We start from the raw sequence: 22513 nt of genomic DNA, 5'->3' as shown, positions 1-22513 counted from the left end.
GACATTGCCCATAAGAGAAGACCGGCTTGGCTATGCAACGATGCGCAAGGCACGTTCCTCCCCGAAAGGCCTTGGTGTCATTAGCGCCTGAAGCGTTTCCGCTTTTCTTTGTATCGCGGAAACGCTTAATCTTCTTGCGTTCTTACGCACTACGAACGGAAGGGCTCTAAGCTGCCTTCAGCGCCAAAGTCGCGATGAACGTCGGCAGGAATTTGTCTATGAGAAAGCGCGGCGTGGGTTGCCGGTCTTCCAGAAAGCCGGCGATGTGGAAACCCGCCTCGATCTGTCCTGCAATCTGATCGGACAAACTATGCCCCGACACCAGGGCTTCGCCCCGCGCCAGTTTCGCTTCCAGCGTGGCCGCGTCGAGATCCGTCACATCGGCATAAGGTATCGTGAAGACAGGCCGGATAAGCCCCTCCTTCATCAGGGCCGGATCGCGATCTCCGATAAAGACGACGGGGTTATAGAAGCTGCTCAGCAAACGTCCCTGCGGCTTCAGCACGCGATGGCATTCGCGCCAAATGGGCCTGATATCGGGAACGTAGAGATTGGAAATCGGATTGAAGACGATATCGAAGGTCTCATCGGCAAAGCGGGAGAGATCGCGCATATCCCCCTGAATTGCTGTCAGTTTCAACCCATCGCGCGCCGCAACGCTGCGATCCAGATCAAGCTGCTTTTCGGAGGCATCGAAAACCGTCACCTCGCCGCCTGCGGCCGCCAGCACAGGCGCCTGTTGGCCGCCGGCGGATGCCAGGCACAAGATGCGCCGGCCCTTCACGTCTCCCAACCAGTGGCTCGGCAATTCGCTGGGGGTCAACCGAACCGACCACGCCCCGCGCTTGGCGGCGGCCGTAATTTCCGGCGCGACAGGGCGCGACCACTCACAATCGCTGACGGCGAGCCTGTCCCATGCGGACTGATTGAGAGCATAAACATCCAATGATGCTGAATTTGAAGATGGCATTGAAACCTCTATATCGTTGCCAAGCCGTAACGGGCGCAAACGCCCTACCCGGCATATCTGCTTGAAAAGTGAAATGAGCCGTAGGATCGACGAACACACGCTTCGCTCAGCCTAAAGGCTGCCGCGCTGAGATATGTGCGTTGATCTAAGCTTAGAGGATCACTGTCAGGGCACTCCGATATGGAAGCCCGGCCTATCATCGATGTTCGGCGCATTCAAGGTCGAGCGCTTTGGTAATCGTCTCGTCACGAGCGAGTTCGCACGAGAATTCTTGTTCCCGACCCGGACAGCTTTTCGGCCATGGTCCGCAGCGCCGTCATATTGGTGTCTGTCAGCCGGAGATGGCTGTCCATGATCGGCTCCCTTATCCAAGGCTCGATGACGACCTTGTCGTCGATCAACACCTGTGTTTGCCGACCGAGCGCCGCCAGAGTGAATTTGCGAAACGTCTCGGCACTTTCCGGCGTAAGGACGATATCCAGTTCATATCCATAGCCGTTGGACGCTTTGACAACCTGCGCACTCTTCGCCTCGAGCCACACAGGCGCGATCGTCTTTTCTGCATCATTGCCTGCCGCCGTCACCTGCTCTTGCGATGTTGTCGCAGCAGCGGGCGATGTAGACGGAAGGTCAAGACTATCTGACGCGGCATCGGCCGGCTTTAGTGGCTCGATCTGCAAATTCGGCACGCGCAAGTCTGCTGCTGTCAAGATGGCCGGAACCGGCAGAGTGGCTGTCACATCCTCGCGTCTGATGTGCAGGTAGGTCCGGAACGTCGATCCTGCTGACATGATCGTTATGGTTTCTGTTAGCTCAACGGCGGAGCCGTCGTTGAGGGACACAACGAACTTCGCGCTTCGCGTCTTGCCGGCCCGTTTGACGGACGCCAGCTGATCGGTCGTCAGGCCTTTCACTCGCTCATCAAAAGCAGCCAGGAACTTGTCGATTGCCCCCTTTTGCGACTGCGCGAATGCTGTTGGATCATATTCGTCCAGGACCGAAACAGTTGCCGTGTGCGCCGCTGCATCGGTGGATTCCAGGATCCAGGTCGATGTGACGGGGATGCTGACATCGCCATATTCCTCGGTTCTGGAAGCGGTCAGGGGCTTCCCGATCTCCATAACCTCATCTTGATAAGCCTGCCCTGCGGCAAGCGACTGCGCTTCCGGCGCCAGGGCAGTGACAATTTGAATGGGGTTTTCCTGAATACCCTCGATGATGTCATAGACGCCGCTCTGTGGCGAGGCGGCGACTCCACCCGGTCCATTCGTCGCCATCTTGCGCATATTCGCCAATATCTGGTCGGCACCGGGCAAACCGTTTGGAAAGCCGTTCAGATCCGTTTCCACTTCAAGGGCATCAACGCCATAAGCGGTGAGAGAATTCCGATAAAGCGGGTTCATTTGATAGGTGTCAGCGGCACCCGCGACGCCGTCCGGCAGATCAGCGCTGAGGGACCAGCGAACCCGCATACCGTTGCTATCGCGCGCGAGAACGGTCATGCGCTGACGAAACTCGCCGCGGGTGATCACGGCGGCGGCGTCTGGCTTGTCGAACCAGAGCGACATGTCGCTTTCGGTCGCCTTTTGAATACGGTAGCTGCGCTCGACCCCGGTTACCGGTGCATAACCCGGAACCGTCACGCTATCGCCGGCCCAGGCGGGGCTCGACAGTGCCGCAAGGACGCAGAGCGAGGATAACGTCTTTCTGAAGTCCGCGATCTTCATTCGGCGCTCCATGGCTCAGCTACCGTGGCAACGCCGAAGGGATTGAATTTATATTCGTTCTCCTCGTAGCGCGTGTCGTCAGACAGTTCGATGTGACGACGCCTCAACGCGACCTCGACGCCATCCTTCACCATCTCATCGGCGATCTCGTCGATCAGGGCGGCAATTTTGAGCTGTTCGGCATTGGTGGTCCCCGGCTGGTCGTCCTTCCGGCCGACGGTAATCAAAACATCAGGCAAGCCGACCAGATGAAATCCAACGCTCGCCATTCCATCGGCATCGTCGCCGATGGGCCGGCGCGCAAGGGCGAGGCGACAAGCCCGCGCAACGGCTGGCAGATCATCGGAGGCCGCAGCCTTTCGCATTTGTTCGGAAAGCTCCTTCCATCGCTGCACGCCATGGGCGACGCCCGCGCTTTCTCCCTTTGCAGCGACAGCACCATGGTCGAGCATGTGTTGTACGAACAGCAGGGCTTTTGCCGATGTTGCCACCGCCGTCTCTGCTGTCATCGACGGGCCAAGGACGTACAGCACCGATCCGTGCGTGGCGACCGCATCCTCGTCAGTCTTCTGATAGGCTTCGGGATCGACACGATCCCAACAAATATTGAAGGACCGAACCATACGATCGTCGGGCTTGTCCCGCGAATAGTCCTCATCGACGGAAAAGCCGTCGCCGAGCGCGTCGATACCGGCGCGAGCACTCTGCTCGAGCGCCTCAAGGCCGTTTTCCCCACCGAGAAAACAAAGGACGTGACGCGGCTTGTAACTGGAACGGGCCGTGGCAAAGACTGAGGATTTGCTCGATGCACTGCTGGAGGACGGCTGCCCCAGGACAAGCCCGGCCAGGAATGCAAGAACGCCGCGACGCTTCGAATTCATTCCAGTGCCCCCGTGGCTTTCACTGAGATGAGACTGGACGTTCCCGCAACACGAAATCCAGACCCGCATATTTGCCTAGCCTATTGCCCTCGCAACTCGATTTCAACATGCCGCCGCCCTTTGGTTGTGACCAGGGCGGCAGATGGTCTGTCCTTGCTTCGATGGCCTGTTCAAAGATGGGCGAGAATCTGCTCTCTCTGAGCTCTCGATCCGGCCATGCGCCGTTGCGCCACGGCGAGAATATCGGACGTTACCTGCCTCGGCAGGCCGGCCTCGAATGGTGGGGCCGGCGCATATTCGAGGGACAGCTGTACGGTGCGGGCTTCGGTCTCGCCAAACAATTCAGCGATGACGGTCAGCGCGAAATCGATACCCGAAGTAACACCGCCGGCGGTAATCAGGTTGCCATCGCGCACGACCCGCTCATCGACTGCGGTCGCGCCAAAGCGGGGCAGAAAATCCATGGCATTCCAATGCGTCGCGGCTCTCTTGCCTTTCAGCAGTCCGGCGGCGCCGAGGACCAGCGATCCCGTGCAGACGGAGGTGACGAAACGCGCCGATTGCGCTTGGTGACGAACAAACTCCAATACGACGTGGTCGCGCAACAATGCATTGATGCCGCTGCCGCCTGGCACGCACAAAACATCCAGTTTCGGGCAATCGGCGAAACTCACGGTCGACTTGAGTTCGAGGCCGGTTGACGAAGTGAGCGGCTCCACTGCCTTCCAAACGAGATGAACCTTTGTGCCCTGCGCGGAGGCGAATACTTCGTAGGGTGCCGTGAGGTCGAGCTGCTGAACGCCGGGAAAAGCGAGGAGGCCGATATGCAAGGTCATTTGAGATCTCCGGGTTGACTTTCGAAAGCCTAGCAGGTCAAGCTTTGGCGCGATTGCCATTTACCCCTCGGTTTACGCCAAAATGTCACGACGCATCGAAATTCTCACCTTTGCCGATAGCCAACTTCTCGACGTCGCTGGCCCCTTGCAGGTTTTCGCCTCGGCAAACGATATGGCCAGGATAGCCGGCCGCGCTGCGCCCTATGAGCCGGTCGTCGTCGGTCTGGCCGACCAGATGAAAACCTCGTCCGGCCTTTCGATTGTTGCCCAACCATTGTCGCCGACGGATGCGCCACTCGATACGCTGATCATTCCCGGCGGCTGGGGCGTCTATGCCGCCTGCGACGACAACCGGCTGGTCGAGTGGATCAGGATGCGAACGCAGGCGGCACGACGAACCGCCTCCGTGTGCAGCGGCGCCTTGCTGCTTGCGACCGCCGGCCTGCTCGACGGGCGGCGTGCGGTCACGCATTGGCAACGCTGCGAGGAGTTCAGATCCCGCTTCCCGAAGGTGCGATTGGAAGCAGATCCGATCTTCATCCGCGACGGCAATATCTGGACCTCTGCCGGTGTCACGGCGGGCATCGATCTCGCGCTGGCACTGGTGGAAGCCGATCTCGGCCGTGAGCCTGCATTGACCGTAGCGCGTCAACTGGTCGTCTTCATGAAGCGGCCCGGCGGGCAATCGCAATTCAGTGCCGCGTTGCAGCTTCAGGACAAAGCCAACCGATTCGACGAGCTGCATGCCTGGATCGTTGAAAACCTGGAGCATCCGCTGTCGCTTCCGGATCTCGCCGAGAGGGCAGGCATGAGCGTGCGCAGCTTTTCACGCCATTATCACCGCACGACCGGACGCACCCCTGCACGCGCCGTGGAGGAAATGCGGCTGGAAAGCGCCCGGCGGCAGCTTGAACAGGGAGCGCATATAAGTCGCGTCGCATTTCGCTGCGGCTTCGGGGCAGAGGAAACAATGCGACGCGCCTTCCAGCGACAATTCGGCGTCAGTCCACAGGCCTATCGAGAGCGCTTTTCTCTTTAGCCATCCGGCAGCGTCTCGGGAGCGAACCTGTCTCTGCGGTCGCACTTGCGAATGAATGCCAACTGAATGGTCCCTTCAGCATCCATTCCAACTGCCGGATCTAAAAAGAGATCGTTCAAACGCGGTCCCGTCCGCCAAAGGAGACGCAGTCATGATCCGCAATTCTTTCATCGCAACCGCACTCGTCGCTCTCGTCGGCTTTACCGCCGCCGCCCCGGCCATGGCCAATGATGTGCGTATCGAACAATATGGTTGGTCCAACTCGGCCGGTGGCGCCCAGCATGGATATTCGAACCGGATCAGGACCTATCAGAACGGCGGCTACAATAGAATGGTCGGCCAGCAATATGGCCGCCACAATCTCTCAGCCGTCGGTCAGGAAGGCAACGGCAACTACGGCGCCACCTATCAGAATGGCGACCGCAACGTCGCCGGCATCGGCCAGTTCGGTTCCAACCACACAACCATCCTAACCCAGGACGGCAATGGTAATATTGCAGCCGGCGTTCAGGTCGGGAACGGCTGCAGCGCCAATGTCAACCAGGGCGGCAGCGGCAATGTCGCCGCCTTCGTCCAGGCTTGCCCGTAACCCGTAGCAACGGCCGCGCGGGCCGGGAAACACCCCTCGGCCGCGGTGACGGAACGTCAAGGAGACGAACCATGCCACATATCGTCAACTCCCCGCGCCGTCTTGCGACTGCGCTCGCCCTGATACTGCTTCCGGCCGGCGCACTGGCGGCCATGGCAACTTCCGGGCAATCCGAGGGTCCCCTGCGTTGCGAAATCCGCGTCACGCCGCAAGCGGGCATGGTAGCCCTTCAGGCTATCGCAAGAACCGATGCGCCCATCAGCGGCACCTATCGCTTCCACGTCGAAAGCGTGGGCGGTACAGGTGGTTCCAACATCGATCAAAGCGGCGCCTTCGATGCCGCTCCGGGGCGTGCCGCCACGCTCGGCTCGGTCTCGCTCGGCTCCAATGGCGCCGGTTATCGGGCGACGCTCGATGTGACTGCCGGCGGCAATAGCGTCCGCTGCACCCAGCGGATCGGCAGCGCGATCTGACCGGATATTTACTTCGACCCACGTCATCGCGAAGGGCGCCGGCAAACCGGCGCCCTTCGCGATATCAGCCTCCCGGCGAGAAATTGAACGATAACTGAACAGCCAATTCCGTTTGGGTTCAGCCGCAGGATGCGAAGGTTGGTTATCGGCTGATGGAGCCGGGCAATGGAGATCAGGATGACCCGCAACATGTTCAAGATCCTAACCGTTACGCTTCTTGCCGGCTGCATCGGGCAGGCAACCTTGTCCACGCCGGCTTATGCCGGAGGCCGGATTTCTGTGAATGTCGCTCCGGACAACGCCGAAGATGCCGACCTCTTCTCGACCGGCCTTCGTGTCTATTCGCTGTATCGCGGGTTTCGCGATGCCGATATCCGTCAGCTGGGTCGTGGAAACCTCGCCGGCATCGCTCAATATGGCCGAGGCAACCTCGGCGTTATCGAGCAACGCGGCAACGGACACTCCGCCAGCCTGCGTCAGAACGGCAATGACAACGCCTATGGCATCTTCCAGTTCGGAAGAAATACCAGCACAGATGTGGTTCAGGACGGCAATGGCGGGAGCGGCGCCACCTTCAGCTATGGGTGGTAACCGCTTTTCCGTTCCGAAGCAGATAGGCGATTGCGCGGGCATCGCCACTGCCGCAGGGCTGACTGGCCCGGCATGCGACCGACGGTTGATATCGCTTCATCGGCACGGATGGTGAACGGCTTGAATTTCCTTTCAGTATCGTTTGCCCACATCTAATGTCCTCTCCCTGCCTTGGAGATATGGAGTAGCGCGGCTGCACCCTTGTCTTGATGAAAGATAGCCCATATTGACTAGCAAGCTGGCATCTTCAAGGACGAGTTATCCATGGCCTCCGCCTCCAACCTGCGCGTGCTTGTTGCCCTTGGTTGTGGACTTTTCTCGGCAGTTTGCCAGGCGCAATCCTTTGATTGCGCCAAGGCTCAGACTGCCGTCGAAAAAGCAATTTGCGCCTCACCACCCTTGATTGCTCAGGACACGAGCCTGGCGGCCGCCTATCGACAGGCGACGAGCGATCTCAGCGGCGATCCGGCAAAGCTTGCCGAACTGAAGCAGCAGCAACGCCGCTGGCTGTCGGATCGAAACAAATCCTGCACGGATTCCAATCCGGCTCATCTGACCAAATGCTTGCTGACGATCTATCAGGCACGGATTGTCGAACTGAACGCGCCGCATTCATTGGCGAGCGACAACGCGTCGAATCCGAGCCCATCTGTCGAACCGTCGAAGTCAACGGTGAAAGAGACGCAAGTCCCCGGAGGGCTTTATCGGGTCACATCGGCACCCGCGGCAGCGCCACAAGTCTCTTCCCCGCGCTCCCTTCCGGAGCCTTTACCCCAACCGCAGTTGGCGTCGAACAGCTTCCCGGCCGACCAGGACGGCAGCACGCTGATGACCGTCGCTGGGCCGGGGCGCGTCGCCATTCGCGCCCATAGCAGTTCGGGCGTCGCGCTCCAGCTCGTCGACATGATGACCGGGCCGGGGGAGCGAATGGGCGCACCCGGCGTCAGCGACGGGCGGATCGATGCGCTGCTCGATAAGGGGACATACAAGATACGCGTTTTCGGAGCCAAGGGAGCATCCGGCAAGGTTGAACTCACCGCGGAGGCCTATCAGGAGCTTGAACAATCTGACGCGGTCCTGACCGGCGACACCCCGGTAAATGCGGATCTCGGCGATCTCCAGCAAAGATCATTCTGGATCGATGTTCCCGAATCCGGACGTGTGGATGTCGACGCCGTCGGGCGGTCCCTTCACGATCTGCGGCTTTGGCGCCAGGGCGCCAACATCGTTCCGCTTTCGCCGACGATTTCGGTCTTTGAAGTGAAGCCCGGTCTCTCGATGACACGCGCCACGTTGACCGGCACGACCGAGCCGGGACGTTATCTCGTTACCGCCTACGGCGGCGAGAAGCTGGCCTGGGCAAATTCGGATACGGCACAACCGTTCCACATTCGCACCGGCATCCCGATGTCGCTTGCCGCCGGGATCGCGGAAGGCGTCATCGGACCTTTTGGGTCGGTACGCTTCGAGGCACCCGCAGATTTCGACCGATTCCGACTGGATCTGCCGCAATCGGCGCCGGCCACTCTTCGCGCAGGCAGGATATCAGGCAACACCTACGCATTTCGAAGTGCTGCCATCGGCAAGTCCAGCCGCGAGCCATCGGCCACGCTGGCGCTGCCCACGGACGCCAAGCCCGGCATCGTCGAGATATCGGGCTATGAAGGCCAGAATTTCAGAGTTCGCGGTCTGCGTTTCAGCACTCAAACCCAATTCGATGGCTCGGTGCCCAATCTCATCAGCATGGATGTTGCGGGAGAAGGCGGCGACGAGATTCCTGCCACCGCCTTGCTCGTGCGCAACGACAGCTCCGGCAAAGCCAGCGTCGTCGCCACGGACATGCCTCTTCTCGGCCCCGGGCAAGCCTGGCGGCAGCGCTTCAATTTGCGTGGTCCGACCTCGCTCCTGTTCGAGATGGCGCAAGCAGGTCAAATCGGGGTTCATACCTCGGGCGTGGCCCTGCACGCCGATATCAGCCCGATTCTTCTCGGCAACGCGCCTCGCGCGGACGGAAAGAACCCCGAGCGCTATGATCTCGACGCAGGCTATTATCTGCTGCGCCTTTTGCCGAAAGATAATGCAAGCGGCATCGTCGATCTGACGCTTGGGACGCCGGGTCTCACAGTGCCAGTCCAACCCGCCTCCCCGGCTCGCACCACCGTTTCCTTCGGCATTCAGGAAGCCCGGTCGGCGACAAGTCTGGAACTCCTCACCAATGCTGCCCCGAACCTGTTGACCGGACCGCGCGCTGTCGCCCTCCCGGCAGATCTGGCGGGCAGACCCCTTGCTCTTTGGCAAGCAGCCGGCGCTTCCTCACCGAGCTCAGACCAATCCGATAATGGCGGAGCCGCGCTTCAACGCCCAGCCTCGCCGGCCGATCTGCGCATCGACGTTGATGCGCCTGCCGGTGGCGTCATATCCGCCATCGACACGCGCAACGCACCCATCGCTTTCGCCGTCAGCAACGAACATGCCGATGCCACGGGGCGAGTGCTTACCCTGCGCTTCCCCGCCGTTTCCACGGCTCGCGCCATCGCCGTCCGCTGGCAGCCGGACACGGCAGCTCCCGGCAAGATCGTGCGGCCGTCCGCTCCTTCCGTCCTGAATGCGGGTCAAAAGCAATTTCTCGATCTCGCGGAAGACGCACACAAATCCTATCAGCTCAATGTGGGCGAAGGCGGCCTCTATCGCATCGAAACATTCGGGCGATTGCAGACATCGCTTGATCTGGGGACGTCGACCGTGCCTTCACTCGGGGGTGCCTCCGACAATGGTGATGGCCACAATGCCTTGCTGCTGACCTACTTGCGGGCCGGCAGTTATCAAGTCGATGTCTCCGTGCAAAATTCCTCGGGCCATCTCGGCATCGGAGCGATCCAAGCCTCGCTTGCGCAGGCGGCGATGCTGGTTCCCGAAGGCAGCAGTCGCGGTGTTTTGTCCAGCGCCAGCGGCGGCATCGTACCGATAGAAATCGCCAAGGCGGGGTCCTATCAGCTTGATCTCTATGCACTCGGGGGCGATCTTGCGGCCCGTCTGGAGGATGCCGACGGTTGGCCGCTGACGGCTCCCGGTCCTCTCTCCACCATCACGCAGGATTTCGCGCCGGGACATTATCGCCTCGTGATCCAGCCGCGCGAGGTCGACACCCGGTTTGTCGCCCGGTTGACGACCATCGTCGACCCGCCGCAACTGCAAGGTCACGGACCGCATGCACTGGCCTTCAACCAAGCCCAGAAATTCCAGTGGCGCGAGCCGCAGGGCAAAGGCGACGCCCGCACTCCAGACAGTTGGACATTCGATCTCGCCGCCGATGCCGATGTCAGCATCGACCTGACCGAGGGCATGATCGGCACCCTGATCCGCGGTGACCAGGAGCAAATTGCGAGATTTGCCGCCAGCCCGAAATTCAGCGGAAAATTGAAGCCAGGGCACTATCGCATCGAGCTCAGCAGCCTCGCCCATGACGACCGGCTGGACTATGAAATCACCCTGAACACCAGGGATCTGCAGCCTGGCGAAACGCGCTTCGTCGACCTGCCCGGCGTGCTCTCCTTCAACGTCGAAAAGGATCGCGTCGTCAGCCTCGGCACCTTCGGCCGCAGGGAGCTGAAGGCTGTCCTGAAAGGCTCGGACGGAACCGTGATAGAACGGCTATCCGGCCGCAGCGACGACTGGAATATCGCCCTTTCACGCCGGCTGGCGGCTGGATCCTATACGCTCAGCCTGGAACAAGCAGCCGCCGCGAGCAGCCCATCGGGCAGCAGTTCGGACGATCAGACGACATCAAGCGATGGCGATCAGCAGGCGGAAGGCGACGATCAGTCGAACTCCTCGAATATAGAGGTTCAATTTGCCCTGCCGAAGGAACTGCCGCAGCCGGCGCTAGCAGCAAACGGCAGCGTCGACGTCACCGGCAACTCCGTTTTCACCTTCCCGTTGCCGACGGAAGAGAAGGATGGTCTCGCGCTCGTAGCCGCGCAGTCCACCAGCGAGCTGGTTCTGTCAGTCGACACATTGGCAGCCGATGGAAGCTGGAAGCCGCAAGCCTTTGCCCACGGCCATACGCCTTTTATCGCCTGGCCCAGCTCCGGGAGCGGAACCAAATGGCGCGCATCCGTGTGGACCCTCGATGGCGGTTCGGCTCCGATCAAAATCGGCACGAACAGCGTCTCCCGCCCATTGGGCGCGCTCGGCGACGTCGCGCTCGAACCTGCGTCCATCGAAGGCCTTGGCTTGACTGTGAACGTCGCACTCGCGCAAGTGCCGGCCGCAGGGCTGGTCCAGCTGGATGCCGCCGGGGATCTGCTTGCCGGCGCAAGTGCTGATCGCCCACTTACCTCTGTCACCTCGGGACTCTTTGCTCCGCAATCGGACCATTTATGGTTGGTCTCCCGCAAGGACGGCTCGGTGCGAGCAACGCCGGCAAAGCTCGATGGCGAGATTGCGCTGACGCTGCCCGCAGGCGATCAGGCCAATCTTCCTGCCGAGGCGCCGCCGCAAGGCAAGGTCCGGCTGTGGTTGGCGCAATCAGCCTTTGGACAGCCTGGGCTCAATGCCGGACGCGGCATGGGTGTCGGCGCCAATAGCGCCGTTGCCCTGGCTGGTGGTCAGGATCTCCATCTATGGAATGCCGGAAGCGATGAAAGCCTGCAACTTCGGCTCAGCTCCATCGATGCGGCCGAAATCGAGGGAGTCACGCTCGACGGCAGCTATGCCGCCCCCATACCGGCCCTCAGCGCGCGGCCCGTCAAACTGCCGGCGGGAGCGAAGCGGCTGACGCTCGATCTGGCACCCGGCATAGCGGTGGTCGCCGGCCCATCCGATCCTGAGCCGTTGAATGTCTGGTCAGGCTCCACGCCGCTGTCACGCACCGTCGCCACATCAGCCAATGAGGTTCGGCTGGTCAACCTGAGCAATGCACCGGCATCTGCCCGCATCGGCCTGTCGCCTGGGCAAACCATGACACTTGGCGCCGATCAGATCCTGCGTCGCTTCTTCGGCACAGCAGGGTCGGAGGCCATCCCCGTGGACGCGACGAAAGGCGACATCCTGAATGTTTCCGGTGGCAACGCGACCTTTGTCGCGAGCGACAGCAAGGTTCTGCGTGGGCAAAACATCGCCCTATCAGGCCCCGGCCAGCTGATCCTCGATCATGGGGCCGGGCTTGTGGCATTGTGGCTCGAGCGCGACGGCAATTCGCCCTGGCCCAAACCTGAGCCGAAATCGATCGATCTTCCTCACAGCGCCGTGCTGGAGGGCCAGGCCATGGCCTTCCGTCTCGCTCCGGCCCAGCCGATGGTTCTCGATGTCAGCACCGACGCGCCAGTGATCGTCGATCTCGCGCAGAATGGGCGCCATGATCTGCAACTATTCCCCATGGGCGCTGCGTTTCATCGTTATGTCGCGCCCGGCGGAGCGGTGCTGACACTATACTCAACGCACGAGGGGCCACTGTCCGGCACTGCGGATATCCTGGCGACGCCTGTCATTCCCCTAAGCGACGGTGTCGGCACCCCGACAGTGCTCGCGCCTGGCGCAACCGCCCTCTTCGGATTTGACGTCAAGAGCAAGGGAAATATCGGCGTCGGCCTGCGCTCCGATCCCGATCGGGTTATCGGCCGCTTGCTCGATGCCAAGGGTCAGGTCCTCGGCGAAAGCGTCAACCAGCTGAAGGAGCTCGAACCGGGCACTTATCTGCTGGAAGCACGCGCCCCCGCGGATGCGCCAACGCTCGTCGTCAGGCCCGCTGTCGTTGGGCTATCACCACCACCGGCGGGTCCTCCGCCTGAGGTCGTCAATGACTATCTGCAAAATGCCGGTTTGAAGCCCTCGGGATCGAAGTGAAGCCAATGAAAAAGCCAATCCAGAAGCTTGCATTTCTCATCGCCCTGTCCGTGGCCTCTTCCGCACTGGTGGCGACTGCCCAGGCGCAGCAACCGGCCGCACCGCTGAGCCTCGATGTTTTGCAGCGAGCCGATGGCGTCAAGATTGTGCCCGAGAGATTTCTGCGGGCCTATGACCCAGTGACGATTTTCTTTCCGAGCGACACTGGCTCGAAAGCGGGCGGCCCCGAAGACGCTCCCGATCGCCTCGTTACGATGGAACCGCAAGCTGCGGGCGCCTGGCAATGGCTTGGTCCCCGCGCCCTGCAATTCCGCCCCGCCGACAAGTGGAAACCGCTCGATCGCGTCAAGGTGAAGATGGTCGGCCATAGTGGTGAGGCCGGCAGCGAAGCCGAACTGATACCGCTGCTGCCGCTGCCCGTCGCCACCATTCCCGCCGCCGATGCGGATCCGGTCAACGACCTCGATCAGGTTACGCTGACATTTGCCGAACCCGTCGATACTACCGCGCTAAAACGCCTGTTGTCGATCGAGGTGCGGCCGTCACCGGGAATTGGCGACGAAGGCGGTTTGACTTTGGGTGCGCAAGATTTCGACATCCAACCACTCGAACGCGCAGCGCGCAGCGCTCAGCAATCCTATGTCGTGAAGCTTCGCAACGCCGTGCCGGATGGCCGTGTCGTTCTTGTGCGGCTGAAACTCGCCGACACTCCGGACTTTGCCGATCAGATCTTCGAGCTGCGCGTGCGCACCACTATTCCTTTCACCATGACGGGTTCGGATTGCGGGCGAGGCTTCGACACCGCGACGATCGACGGCATCATGCGCTGCACGTCTGGCGCGACGGCCAGCAGCTCGGATGGCGACGGCGACTCGAGCGATGAGGGAAATGCGGAAGCGCATACGGCCCGTTCGGCTCAGGGCCGCAGCCTGATCTTCCGGTTTTCCGGCAATCCCGTCGCCGGGGACCAGCTCTCCGCCCGCGATGCCCTGCGCATCACTCCCCCCGTCGACGACCTGACGGCGCAGGCGAGCAACGGACGGCTTTACATCCACGGCCGCTTTTTGACGGACAAGGTCTACACTCTCAACGTCGCCGCCGGCGCCGTGCACGACGACCGCGGCAGGCCGCTGGCTGCTGCGTTCAATCGGAAATTCGCGTTTTCGCCGGAGCCGGCATCGCTCGCCTGGGACGCCTCGCAGGGTGTGGTCGAGCGCTTCGGTCCGCAGCTTGTCCCCTTGCGCGGTCGCGGCTATGACCGGGCCGACATAAGGATCCATGCAATTGATCCGCTGTCGCGCGATTTCTGGCCTTTCCCGCAAGCGGGCCTCGATACGAAGGATGACGACCAGCCGCCGCTGCCGGGCAAGGAGCCCCAGAAGTGGTCTGGGATCGACGATATTTCGAGCGACGCGGTCGCTGCGCGCATCAAGAATCTAGGCTCGCCTGCCGTATCGCAGCTCGTGGACTTGCCAATCCGAAAAGGTGGCGTGAATAGCAAGTTTGGCCTAGACCTCAAGCCGCTATTCGCCAAGGTTCTCGGCCCCGATCAACCCGGTACATATCTGATCGGGCTGCGCGCAGTGGACGACCAGAGCCGCCACTGGCTACGTGTCCAGGTGACCGACCTCACTCTGAGTGCCGTCGAAGAACCGGACCGCGTGCGCTTCGCAGTCACCTCGCTTGCGACGGGCAATCCGATCGATGGCGCACAGATTCGGCTTGATGGCATGCGCGACGGCAAATTTGTCATGCTTTCCACCGGCACGACGGACCCCAAGGGCTTCTTTTCCTGGGATCTCAAGCAACGCACCGAAGCCAGAATTCGCCGCGTCATCGTGACGAAGGGGCTGGATACGCTTGTCATCGATCCCGATCACGCCCCGGCTCAATATGCCCAGAGCAACTGGACCAAACCATCGACCTCGTGGCTGGACTGGACCACCAATCCGGACGCGGATCGCACCGAACAGGCCCGTACGCTTTGCCACGTCTTCACCGAGCGGCCGATCTATCGCCCCGAGGAACCGGTCCATATCAAGGGCTATGTCCGCAGCTATCTCGGTGGTCATCTGAACCTTGCGCGGACTGGCGGCCAGCTTGTGATTACCGGCCCCGACAAGCAGGAATGGCGCATACCCGTCAAGTTGGACGAATTCGGCAGTTTCTATCACAAGTTCGACGCTGCGACGCCGGCAACGGGCGACTATCAGGTTCATTTCGAGCCGGATGATCCGACCAAGGCGACGAACGACGATCAACCGGCACAGAAGTCGGACGATGGCGACGATTCGGGTGACGGACAGACAAACGGCAACGGCGGCGATGACGGCGCGGCGCAGGACAGCCAACCCGATAGCGCCCAAGCGGCGGCGGCCGACAGTGCCGATGCGAGCGACCAAACGCTCCAGTGCGGCAGCATTTCCTTCAAGAAGGAGGCCTATCGGCTGCCGACTTTCGAGGTTGTACTCAACAACCCGCAGACCGTACCGCTCGATGCGTCCTTCAACGTCGATCTGATCGCCCGCTACTTTGCCGGCGGATTGCTGGCAGACCGGCCAATCCATTGGCGAGCTGTCCAATATCCCTACAACTGGACGCCTCCCGGGCACGATGGTTTCCTTTTCTCAACGGACTCCCGTTACGCCGGCGGCAGCGAATTCAAATCCTCGCCGGCACTTGAGAAAGACGGGAGCACGGATGCCGGCGGCGCTTCGCGCATCAGCTTCGACACGACGATCGAACCTACCGCGCAGCCGCGCCGCTATATGATCGAGGCAACAGTCACAGGCGATGACGATCTGCAGGTGCGTAGCATCACCAATGTCTACGCAGTTCCGCCGTTCGTGCTTGGCCTGAAAGTGCCCCGCTATGTGCCGGCGCCCGGCGCTATAGAGCCGCAAATTTTGGCGGTTGATGGCAACGGCGAGCCGGTCGAGGGGCTCGAAATGACCGCACGTCTGATCCATCGCAACTGGACTTCGACCCTACAAGCGAGCGATTTCAGCCAGGGTTCGGCGAAATATGTCACGCAGGAGATCGACGAGACGCTGCTGGAACGCAAGATCACCAGCACCAAGGATATTCAGACACTTGCTTTGGAAGCCAAGGAGGCTGGCGTCTATATTATCCAGCTCGAAGCCAGCGACCGCATCGGCCGTCGACAGCAGGTGAGCGTCGACTTCTTCGTCGGCGGCTCCACGCCGGTGACATGGGCGCAGCCGCCGGCACGTACCGCAATCGTCACGACAGACAAGGACAGCTATATTCCGGGCGAGACAGCCAACCTGCTGATCCAGTCTCCCTTCCAGTCGGCGCACGCTCTGGCGATCGTCGAAGAGCCCGAAGGCAAGTTCAGCTATAATTGGGTCGATATTGCCGACGGCTACGGCCATTATGCGCTACCAGTCCGAAAGGAGCAGATGCCGGAAGTGCCAGTCCACTTCCTCATCATGCGCGGACGACTCGATAACAGTGCACCCTCGCCGAGCGCGCCTTTCGACCAGGGTAAACCGGTCACGATCGCCGCGACGAAGACGGTTACCGTCAAGCCGGTCAAGAATACGGTTACCGTCAAGCTGGACTATCCGAAGAAGGCCCGCCCAGGCGACGAGGTGGAAGTGACGCTGCATCTGGCTGACGATCTCGGCCAGCCGATTTCGGGCGACGCGACTTTCTGGATGGTCGATCAGGCCGTCCTGTCGCTGGCGACCGAGCAGCCGCTGGATCCGTTGCCGAACTTCATCGTCAAACGCAAATCGACAATGGCGTTGCGCGATACCCGCAACATGGCCTTCGGCATCATTCCTCTCGACGAAGTGCCCGGAGGTGACGAGCGCGAGGACTGGGGCACGGATAACAATATTTCCGTCCGCAAGAACTTTACGCCAGTGCCGATCTATCTTCCCGATGTGAAGGTCGGCCCTGATGGTACAGCCAAGATCAAAGTCAAGCTTCCGGACTCGCTGACCGTGTTCAAGTTGCGGGCAAAGGCGGTTAGCGGACCTGATCGCTTCGGTTACGGCACCGGCGAAATGCTCATCCGCCAGGAAATCGTGGCGCAGCCGGCGCTACCCCGCTTCCTGCGCGAAGGCGATCAGTTCGAAGCCGGCGTGATTGCCCGCGTGGTCGAGGGCGGCGGCGGCCAAGGGGCTGCCAGCATAGAGTCCGATGGCCTGGCACTTGCCGGCGACAAGGATACTTCCTTCGCCTGGGAACAGAACAAGCCGGCGCATATCGGCGTGCTTGCTTCCGTGCCGCAGCAGACGCCCGGCAAGGACGATGTGCGCCTGCGTTTTGGCGTCGAGCGCCTTGCCGACCACTCGCGAGATGCCGTCGAGATCACGCTGCCGGTAAAACCCGACAGCATTCCCACCAAGCATTACGAGATTGTCGAAATCCCCGCCGGTGGAGAAAAAACTCTGGCGACGCCGCAGGGTAGCATCCGCCCGGGATCGTTCCAGCGTGTCGTGACGCTGACCTCCGATCCGACCATGGTCAAACTGGTCGCGGGGCTGAACAGCCTGGTTGCATCTACCTACGGATCAACGGAACAGCGGATATCGCTGGCATCGTCTGACCTTGCCTTCAAGAACTTCACGCCCATCCTCGCTGCCGCACGGCTCGACAAGCGTATCGATAGCGACGTTCACAACACCGTTCTGGCCATCACCCAGGCGGTCGATGCCGATGGGCTTGTCGGCTTCTGGCCCCACAGCAAAGGCAATGTCACGCTGACGGCATGGGCCTATTCGTTTCTGGTTGCCGCAGACAAGGCCGGCGAGCCGACGGACAAGGCTCTGACGGAGCGTCTTGCCAATGTGCTCAAACTATCTCTGAGGTCGGACTATCCGCACCTGCTGACCGGCAACGAAATCCGCGAGCGTGTCGAGGCGCTGACGGCACTTGCGGATGGCGGCAAACTCGATCCGGCCTATGCTGCGGAGTTCGCTCGCGCCGCGGCCCAGATGCCGAATGTCAGCGTTGCTCGAATGACGGCTGCGGCGGCAAGGGCGGCGGACGCCGATCCGCGCCTGGTCGCCGGTTTGGCCGATGCAATGTGGTCGCGCGTGCGCATTCTCTCTCGCGATGGCCAGCTGGTCTACAACGGCCAGACCGAGGATGACGGCAATCCCATCATCCTGCCCTCGGAAACCCGCAGTCTTGCCGAAATGGTGCGTGCGGCGGCTTTGACCTCCGAAGGCGATCCGCGTTACCCCGCTCTGAAAAATGCCCTGCTGCAATTGGGTGAAGGCGACGGCTGGGGTTCGACCAACGCAACAGCCGCCGCGGTCCGTGCACTCGCAACCGTTTGGCAGCGGCCAACCGCGCCGTTGCCATTGACGATGACGCAGAACGGCAACGCGCAGTCCCTGACGCTCGACGCCAATACGCCTGTCTTGCGGCAGGTTTCGCTGGATTCGGGCAGCGTCACCATCCGCAACGGCGGAGCGGCGCCGGCGCTCGCGCTGGTCGAGACGAGCTACCTGCCCGCCGAACCCGGCTACAAGGCACAGGCCCGCAGTGAAGGCTTCGCCCTCACCCGCACGCTCTACCGCGTCCCCGCCGGCAATGCACCTCTGGAGAAGCTCAGCCCCGATGCCAACGGCACGATCGCACTGAAGGTCGGCGATGTGCTGGAGGAGCGGGTTGATCTGGTCGTCTCCGAAGATCGTACGCATGTAGCCCTCACACTGCCGCTTGCCGCAGGGCTGGATCCCCTTAATCCAAACATTGCGACCGCACCCGCCGAAGCCACACCGTCGATAGCGCCGACTTTGGCGGCGGACTGGGTTTCCTATGGCGACGATCAGGTCTTCTGTGCCTATGACACGCTTCCGAAAGGCAATTACACATTCGCCTACCGGACGCGCGCCCTGATCCCGGGCACATATACCCAGCCTCAGGCGCTCGCAGAAACGATCTATAGAAAAGGCGTGGAGGGAACGAGCGCTGCTACTCAGATCGTCGTTGCAAAGTAGCGGCATGGAACAGGGGAGAACTCTGGCCGGAGGCTCCGGCTAGTCGAGCAATGGCATTGTTGAGAACACGCCGCTCAAAACTTACGATTCTGTCGATGCTGGTGGTCGCCGCCGGCGTGCTTGCCTATACCTACCTCATCGCTCAAAGAGCACAGTTCCTCGTACCTGCGCCAACTCCCATCCTATACGATCGCAATGGAGCCTTCCTGGCGCAGATCGGCCACAGCGACGGCAGCGGACGCATCGACTATGGCTATTGGCCACTTGACGATCTGCCCGATCGCTTCGTCAAGGCGACGCTCGCCCTGGAGGACAAGCGGTTTTTCAGCCATGCCGGCGTCGATCCCTATGCCGTGGGTCGCGCGGCCTGGCAAAATCTGAGCTCCGTCAGGCGGCGTTCCGGCGCATCCACCATTGCCATGCAGGTCGCGCGCATGCAGCAGCCGGAAGCACGCACCTTCGTCCACAAGATCCTGGAGGCCGGCACCGGGATTGCGCTGACCCTGCGCTATGGTCACGATGCCGTATTGAATCAGTATCTGCGGCTGGCTCCCTATGGCAATGGCAGCCATGGAATCGCCCATGCGGCGCGGTTCTATTTCGACAAGCCGGTCGCCGACCTGTCCTGGGCGGAAATCGCCTTGCTCTCCGCCATCCCGCAATCGCCGACGCGCATGAACCCGCTCAGGCCCGACGGGCTGCGCCGGGCGGTCCAGCGCGGACATCAGGTGCTGGATGTGCTGCAGGCGCAAAGGATCGTCGGAACCGATGAAGCGGAAATCGCACATCGTCAATTGAATGAGCTGCGGATGCCCGATCTGCCGCGTCGCCCCGATGCTTTGCATGTGATCTTGCGCTATCACGGCCTTATCGCAAGCGGCCAGATAGCGCCTGCTTCCGCCAGCACGCCGCTGATCCACACCACGATCGACCTCTCCCTGCAACGTGATGTCACGGCGCTCTCAAGACGCTTCCTTGATAGCTGGCGACCGGCCGGAGCCCTGCAGGTTGCCGCCATGGTCGTATCGCGAGAGACGGGCGAGGTTTTGGCCCAGGTGGGATCGAGCAACTACTATGGCAGGCATGCCGGCTCGTTTGATTACACGCAGATACAACGGTCCCCCGGGTCCACCCTGAAGCCTTTCGTCTATGCGCTGGCCCTTGAGCGCGGGGTGCTGAAGCCAACCGACATGCTGCTGGACCTGCCGGAGGGAGCATCGGGCATTGGCGATGCCGACCGCGAATTCCTTGGCCCCATGCTGCCGCGGCAGGCGCTTGCCAACTCGCGCAATGTACCGGCGACAAACCTGCTACGCAGCGTCGGGCTTGAAACAACCTTCCACTTTCTGCGCGATCTTGGCCTGCACGATCTGGAGATTCCAGCCGATCATTTCGGCCTGTCGATGGCGATTGGCTCGCTGCCGACGCGCCTCGACAGCCTGATGCGAGCCTACCGCGCGCTCGCCAATGACGGACAATTGCAGAACTTGCGTTGGGCGAGCGAGCAGCCGCAGCCGCCACCTGTGCGGGTCGTTTCCCTTGATACGGCGCGTCTGATTACATCCTTCCTGTCCGATCCGCAGGCACGTCTCCCGAGCTTCCATCGCTACGGATCGCTCGAATATCCGTTTCCGGTCGCGATCAAGACCGGCACATCGCAAGGATATCGCGATGCCTGGGCAATGGCCTATTCACAGAAGGTGGTGGTCGGCGTGTGGGTCGGGCGCGGCGATAACGGCACCATGAACAGGATGACCGGAGCCGGCAGCGCCGCGCACCTCGTTCACGCCATCATGGATCGCGTCCATGGCAACAAGCCCGGAGACCTCGCCGACGCCCGTTTTCCAACGCCGCCGGAGCGCAAAGTCGTGGATCTTTGCATCGTCAATGGCGCAGCAAACGACAAGACATGTAGCCAGACGCTCGTCGAATGGCTGAAACCCGGCGAAATGCCGGCATTGACGACGGTTGCCCCGCATATGGTTGCGAGCAGCGGCGCTGTGACCGCATTGGCCTCCACGACGGGGGCCTCCATGAAGGGCCTGTTCGCCGGGCGCGAGGGCGGCGATCCGCAAATTCATCTCGCTATTTCGACGCCTGCCCGCAACAGCCAGATCTGGCGCAACCCGGAGCAGCCGGCCGCATACAACCGCCTGGCCCTGAAGGCAGAGGTGAAGCCTCATGTGCCGCAGATCGTCTGGTATGTCGACGGTCAGCCCTTTGCCGTCACGGATCCTGACCGCCCGGTTTTCTGGCCAATCCAGAGCGGCGAACACCGTTTCCAGATCCGCCTGCCCTATCGCGACGAAACCTCGGCCGTCATCCCCGTTTACGTGCAGTGAAGAAAGCCGGCGCATTGCCGGTTAAAGCCGCCCTCAGCGTTCTTTTCACTCGTTTGCGACATGTTTATTCCCGTCGAAGCCGCAGCGTCAGGAAACCTGCAACAAGAGCGGCGACCATGCTGAACAGGATTGGTCCGAGATAGCTGCCGGTTTTGTCGAAGACGAGCCCAGCCATTGTCGGCCCCAGCAAGGCAGCCACACCGACGGCCGTATAGAGATAGCCCAGCATCGTTCCGATATTGCGGGTACCGAAAAGGTCAGCGGCAACGGCCGGATAGAGCCCGACGCAACCGCCATAGCTCATGCCGAACGTCAGGGTGAAAAGCACCAGCATGGTCATGCCATTGGCAACGGACCACAGCAGAAACGAGCCGGCAACACCAAAGGTAAGAATTGCCAAAAGACGCACCGAACCAATGCGATCACCGAGGCCGGCCAGAACGAAACGCCCGAAGATATTTCCAATGCCGATCAGAGCGATGAGGATCGTGCCGCTTTCGAGCGACAGGCCCATATCGTGCGCCGCCGGCACAATATGGACATAGGGAATGAAGGTGCAGAACGAGGCCAGGAGCAGCATGAGATAGAACAGGCGGAAATGACCGTTGCGCCAGACCGTGAAAGGGTTGGGCCGGTCTGCAATTCTCGCCCCGGACGGATCGCTGTTGTCCTGGCGCTTGCGCACCAGCATTGCGGCCGGCAGACCGACTGCGGCAATGATGACAGCCAAACCGATGAAACATCCCCGCCAGCCGAGCGTCGGGATGAGTTGACCAATCGCAAATGGCAGCAGCAGCGTACCAAGGCCGATGCCGGCTGTCGCAATGCCCGATGCACGGCTTCGCTTGAGGATGAACCAGGACTGCACGGCGCCAAGCGCCGGGACGTAGGAAAGGCCGATCCCAACTCCCACGCCTGCGCCATACCACACATAAAGCGAGGCCAAGGACTGCGCCCGGCTGCCTCCGGCATAGCCGATAATCATCGCCAGCAAACCTGCTGCGATGACGACGCGAGACGACCAGCGATCAGCAAGTGGGCCGGCAATCGCACCCAACGAGTAGAACACGAAAGCCGAGATGGAAAAGACGAGCGCAATTTCCCCACGCGATGCCGCGAACTCCTGGGAAAGGCCGGGAAAAACGGCCGAGAACCCGTAGGCAGAACCGAAAGTGACGGCGGTCAGCGCATGCGCTCCGCCAACCACCCTCCATCCGCTTGGCGAGTCTGTCGTTTCGGG

At 61.4% G+C, this 22513-nt stretch carries 12 protein-coding genes; 7 read left to right on the top strand and 5 right to left on the bottom strand.

All coding sequences use genetic code 11. The annotated features are described in order from the left end of the window. Positions 1–166: 166 nt before the first annotated feature. From ACIQJ2_RS05440 to ACIQJ2_RS05425, 4 genes are all read right to left on the bottom strand, one after another. Entirely contained in the window at positions 167–970 is an 804-nt protein-coding gene (locus tag ACIQJ2_RS05440) for a class I SAM-dependent methyltransferase (protein WP_400675541.1), read from the bottom strand. A gap of 245 nt (positions 971–1215) precedes the next feature. Beyond that, positions 1216–2697, bottom strand: coding sequence for a hypothetical protein (locus ACIQJ2_RS05435; RefSeq protein WP_400675543.1), 1482 nt, complete (start codon positions 2695–2697; stop codon positions 1216–1218). Further along, positions 2694–3578, bottom strand: coding sequence for a hypothetical protein (locus tag ACIQJ2_RS05430; protein ID WP_400675545.1), 885 nt, complete (start codon positions 3576–3578; stop codon positions 2694–2696). Before ACIQJ2_RS05430 ends, ACIQJ2_RS05435 begins: the two co-directional genes overlap by 4 nt. A 170-nt stretch (positions 3579–3748) precedes the next feature. Continuing rightward, positions 3749–4414 (bottom strand): DJ-1/PfpI family protein, encoded by a 666-nt coding sequence (locus ACIQJ2_RS05425; RefSeq protein ID WP_400675547.1) that lies wholly within the window; start codon positions 4412–4414, stop codon positions 3749–3751. Between the two features lie 82 nt (positions 4415–4496). On the opposite strand from ACIQJ2_RS05425, the gene ACIQJ2_RS05420 reads away from it, so the two are divergent. The 7 genes from ACIQJ2_RS05420 (at position 4497) to ACIQJ2_RS05390 (ending at position 21273) form a co-directional block, all read left to right on the top strand. Next, positions 4497–5453 carry a GlxA family transcriptional regulator gene (locus ACIQJ2_RS05420; RefSeq protein WP_400675549.1) on the top strand — a complete coding sequence of 319 codons (957 nt, stop codon included), beginning with the start codon at positions 4497–4499 and terminating at the stop codon, positions 5451–5453. A 151-nt stretch (positions 5454–5604) separates the two neighbouring features. Next, positions 5605–6042 (top strand): curlin, encoded by a 438-nt coding sequence (locus ACIQJ2_RS05415; protein ID WP_199147741.1) that lies wholly within the window; start codon positions 5605–5607, stop codon positions 6040–6042. A gap of 71 nt (positions 6043–6113) precedes the next feature. Then, on the top strand, positions 6114–6515 hold the full coding sequence (csgH, locus tag ACIQJ2_RS05410; RefSeq protein WP_400675551.1) for a curli-like amyloid fiber formation chaperone CsgH: 402 nt from the start codon (positions 6114–6116) through the stop codon (positions 6513–6515). Positions 6516–6692: 177 nt separating this feature from the next. Continuing rightward, positions 6693–7106 carry a curlin gene (locus ACIQJ2_RS05405; RefSeq protein WP_199147745.1) on the top strand — a complete coding sequence of 138 codons (414 nt, stop codon included), beginning with the start codon at positions 6693–6695 and terminating at the stop codon, positions 7104–7106. Between the two features lie 264 nt (positions 7107–7370). Then, positions 7371–12950: a lysozyme inhibitor LprI family protein gene (locus tag ACIQJ2_RS05400; RefSeq protein ID WP_400675553.1), complete on the top strand. Its 5580-nt coding sequence runs from the start codon at positions 7371–7373 to the stop codon at positions 12948–12950. Between the two features lie 5 nt (positions 12951–12955). Further along, positions 12956–18931 (top strand): alpha-2-macroglobulin, encoded by a 5976-nt coding sequence (locus ACIQJ2_RS05395; protein WP_400675555.1) that lies wholly within the window; start codon positions 12956–12958, stop codon positions 18929–18931. A gap of 50 nt (positions 18932–18981) precedes the next feature. After that, the gene (locus ACIQJ2_RS05390; protein ID WP_400675557.1) at positions 18982–21273 is read left to right on the top strand and encodes a transglycosylase domain-containing protein; all 2292 of its coding nucleotides are present in this window, start codon (positions 18982–18984) and stop codon (positions 21271–21273) included. Positions 21274–21337: 64 nt separating this feature from the next. Here ACIQJ2_RS05390 and ACIQJ2_RS05385 read toward each other — a convergent pair whose 3' ends face one another. Next, entirely contained in the window at positions 21338–22480 is a 1143-nt protein-coding gene (locus tag ACIQJ2_RS05385) for an MFS transporter (protein WP_400675559.1), read from the bottom strand. Between the last annotated feature and the right edge of the window lie 33 nt (positions 22481–22513).

The organism is Rhizobium sp. NPDC092011 (assembly GCF_044756305.1).
Taxonomy (GTDB): domain Bacteria; phylum Pseudomonadota; class Alphaproteobacteria; order Rhizobiales; family Rhizobiaceae; genus Rhizobium.
Note: the sequence above shows the minus strand (reverse complement) of the source record. Positions and strands in the feature narration are given on the sequence as shown.

Bases quoted from the DNA above. Each gene is read 5' to 3' on its own strand.
- ACIQJ2_RS05440 (WP_400675541.1), bottom strand. From the start codon at position 970: ATGCCATCTTCAAATTCAGCATCATTGGATGTTTATGCTCTCAATCAG.
- ACIQJ2_RS05435 (WP_400675543.1), bottom strand. From the start codon at position 2,697: ATGAAGATCGCGGACTTCAGAAAGACGTTATCCTCGCTCTGCGTCCTT.
- ACIQJ2_RS05430 (WP_400675545.1), bottom strand. From the start codon at position 3,578: ATGAATTCGAAGCGTCGCGGCGTTCTTGCATTCCTGGCCGGGCTTGTC.
- ACIQJ2_RS05425 (WP_400675547.1), bottom strand. From the start codon at position 4,414: ATGACCTTGCATATCGGCCTCCTCGCTTTTCCCGGCGTTCAGCAGCTC.
- ACIQJ2_RS05420 (WP_400675549.1), top strand. From the start codon at position 4,497: ATGTCACGACGCATCGAAATTCTCACCTTTGCCGATAGCCAACTTCTC.
- ACIQJ2_RS05415 (WP_199147741.1), top strand. From the start codon at position 5,605: ATGATCCGCAATTCTTTCATCGCAACCGCACTCGTCGCTCTCGTCGGC.
- csgH (WP_400675551.1), top strand. From the start codon at position 6,114: ATGCCACATATCGTCAACTCCCCGCGCCGTCTTGCGACTGCGCTCGCC.
- ACIQJ2_RS05405 (WP_199147745.1), top strand. From the start codon at position 6,693: ATGACCCGCAACATGTTCAAGATCCTAACCGTTACGCTTCTTGCCGGC.
- ACIQJ2_RS05400 (WP_400675553.1), top strand. From the start codon at position 7,371: ATGGCCTCCGCCTCCAACCTGCGCGTGCTTGTTGCCCTTGGTTGTGGA.
- ACIQJ2_RS05395 (WP_400675555.1), top strand. From the start codon at position 12,956: ATGAAAAAGCCAATCCAGAAGCTTGCATTTCTCATCGCCCTGTCCGTG.
- ACIQJ2_RS05390 (WP_400675557.1), top strand. From the start codon at position 18,982: ATGGCATTGTTGAGAACACGCCGCTCAAAACTTACGATTCTGTCGATG.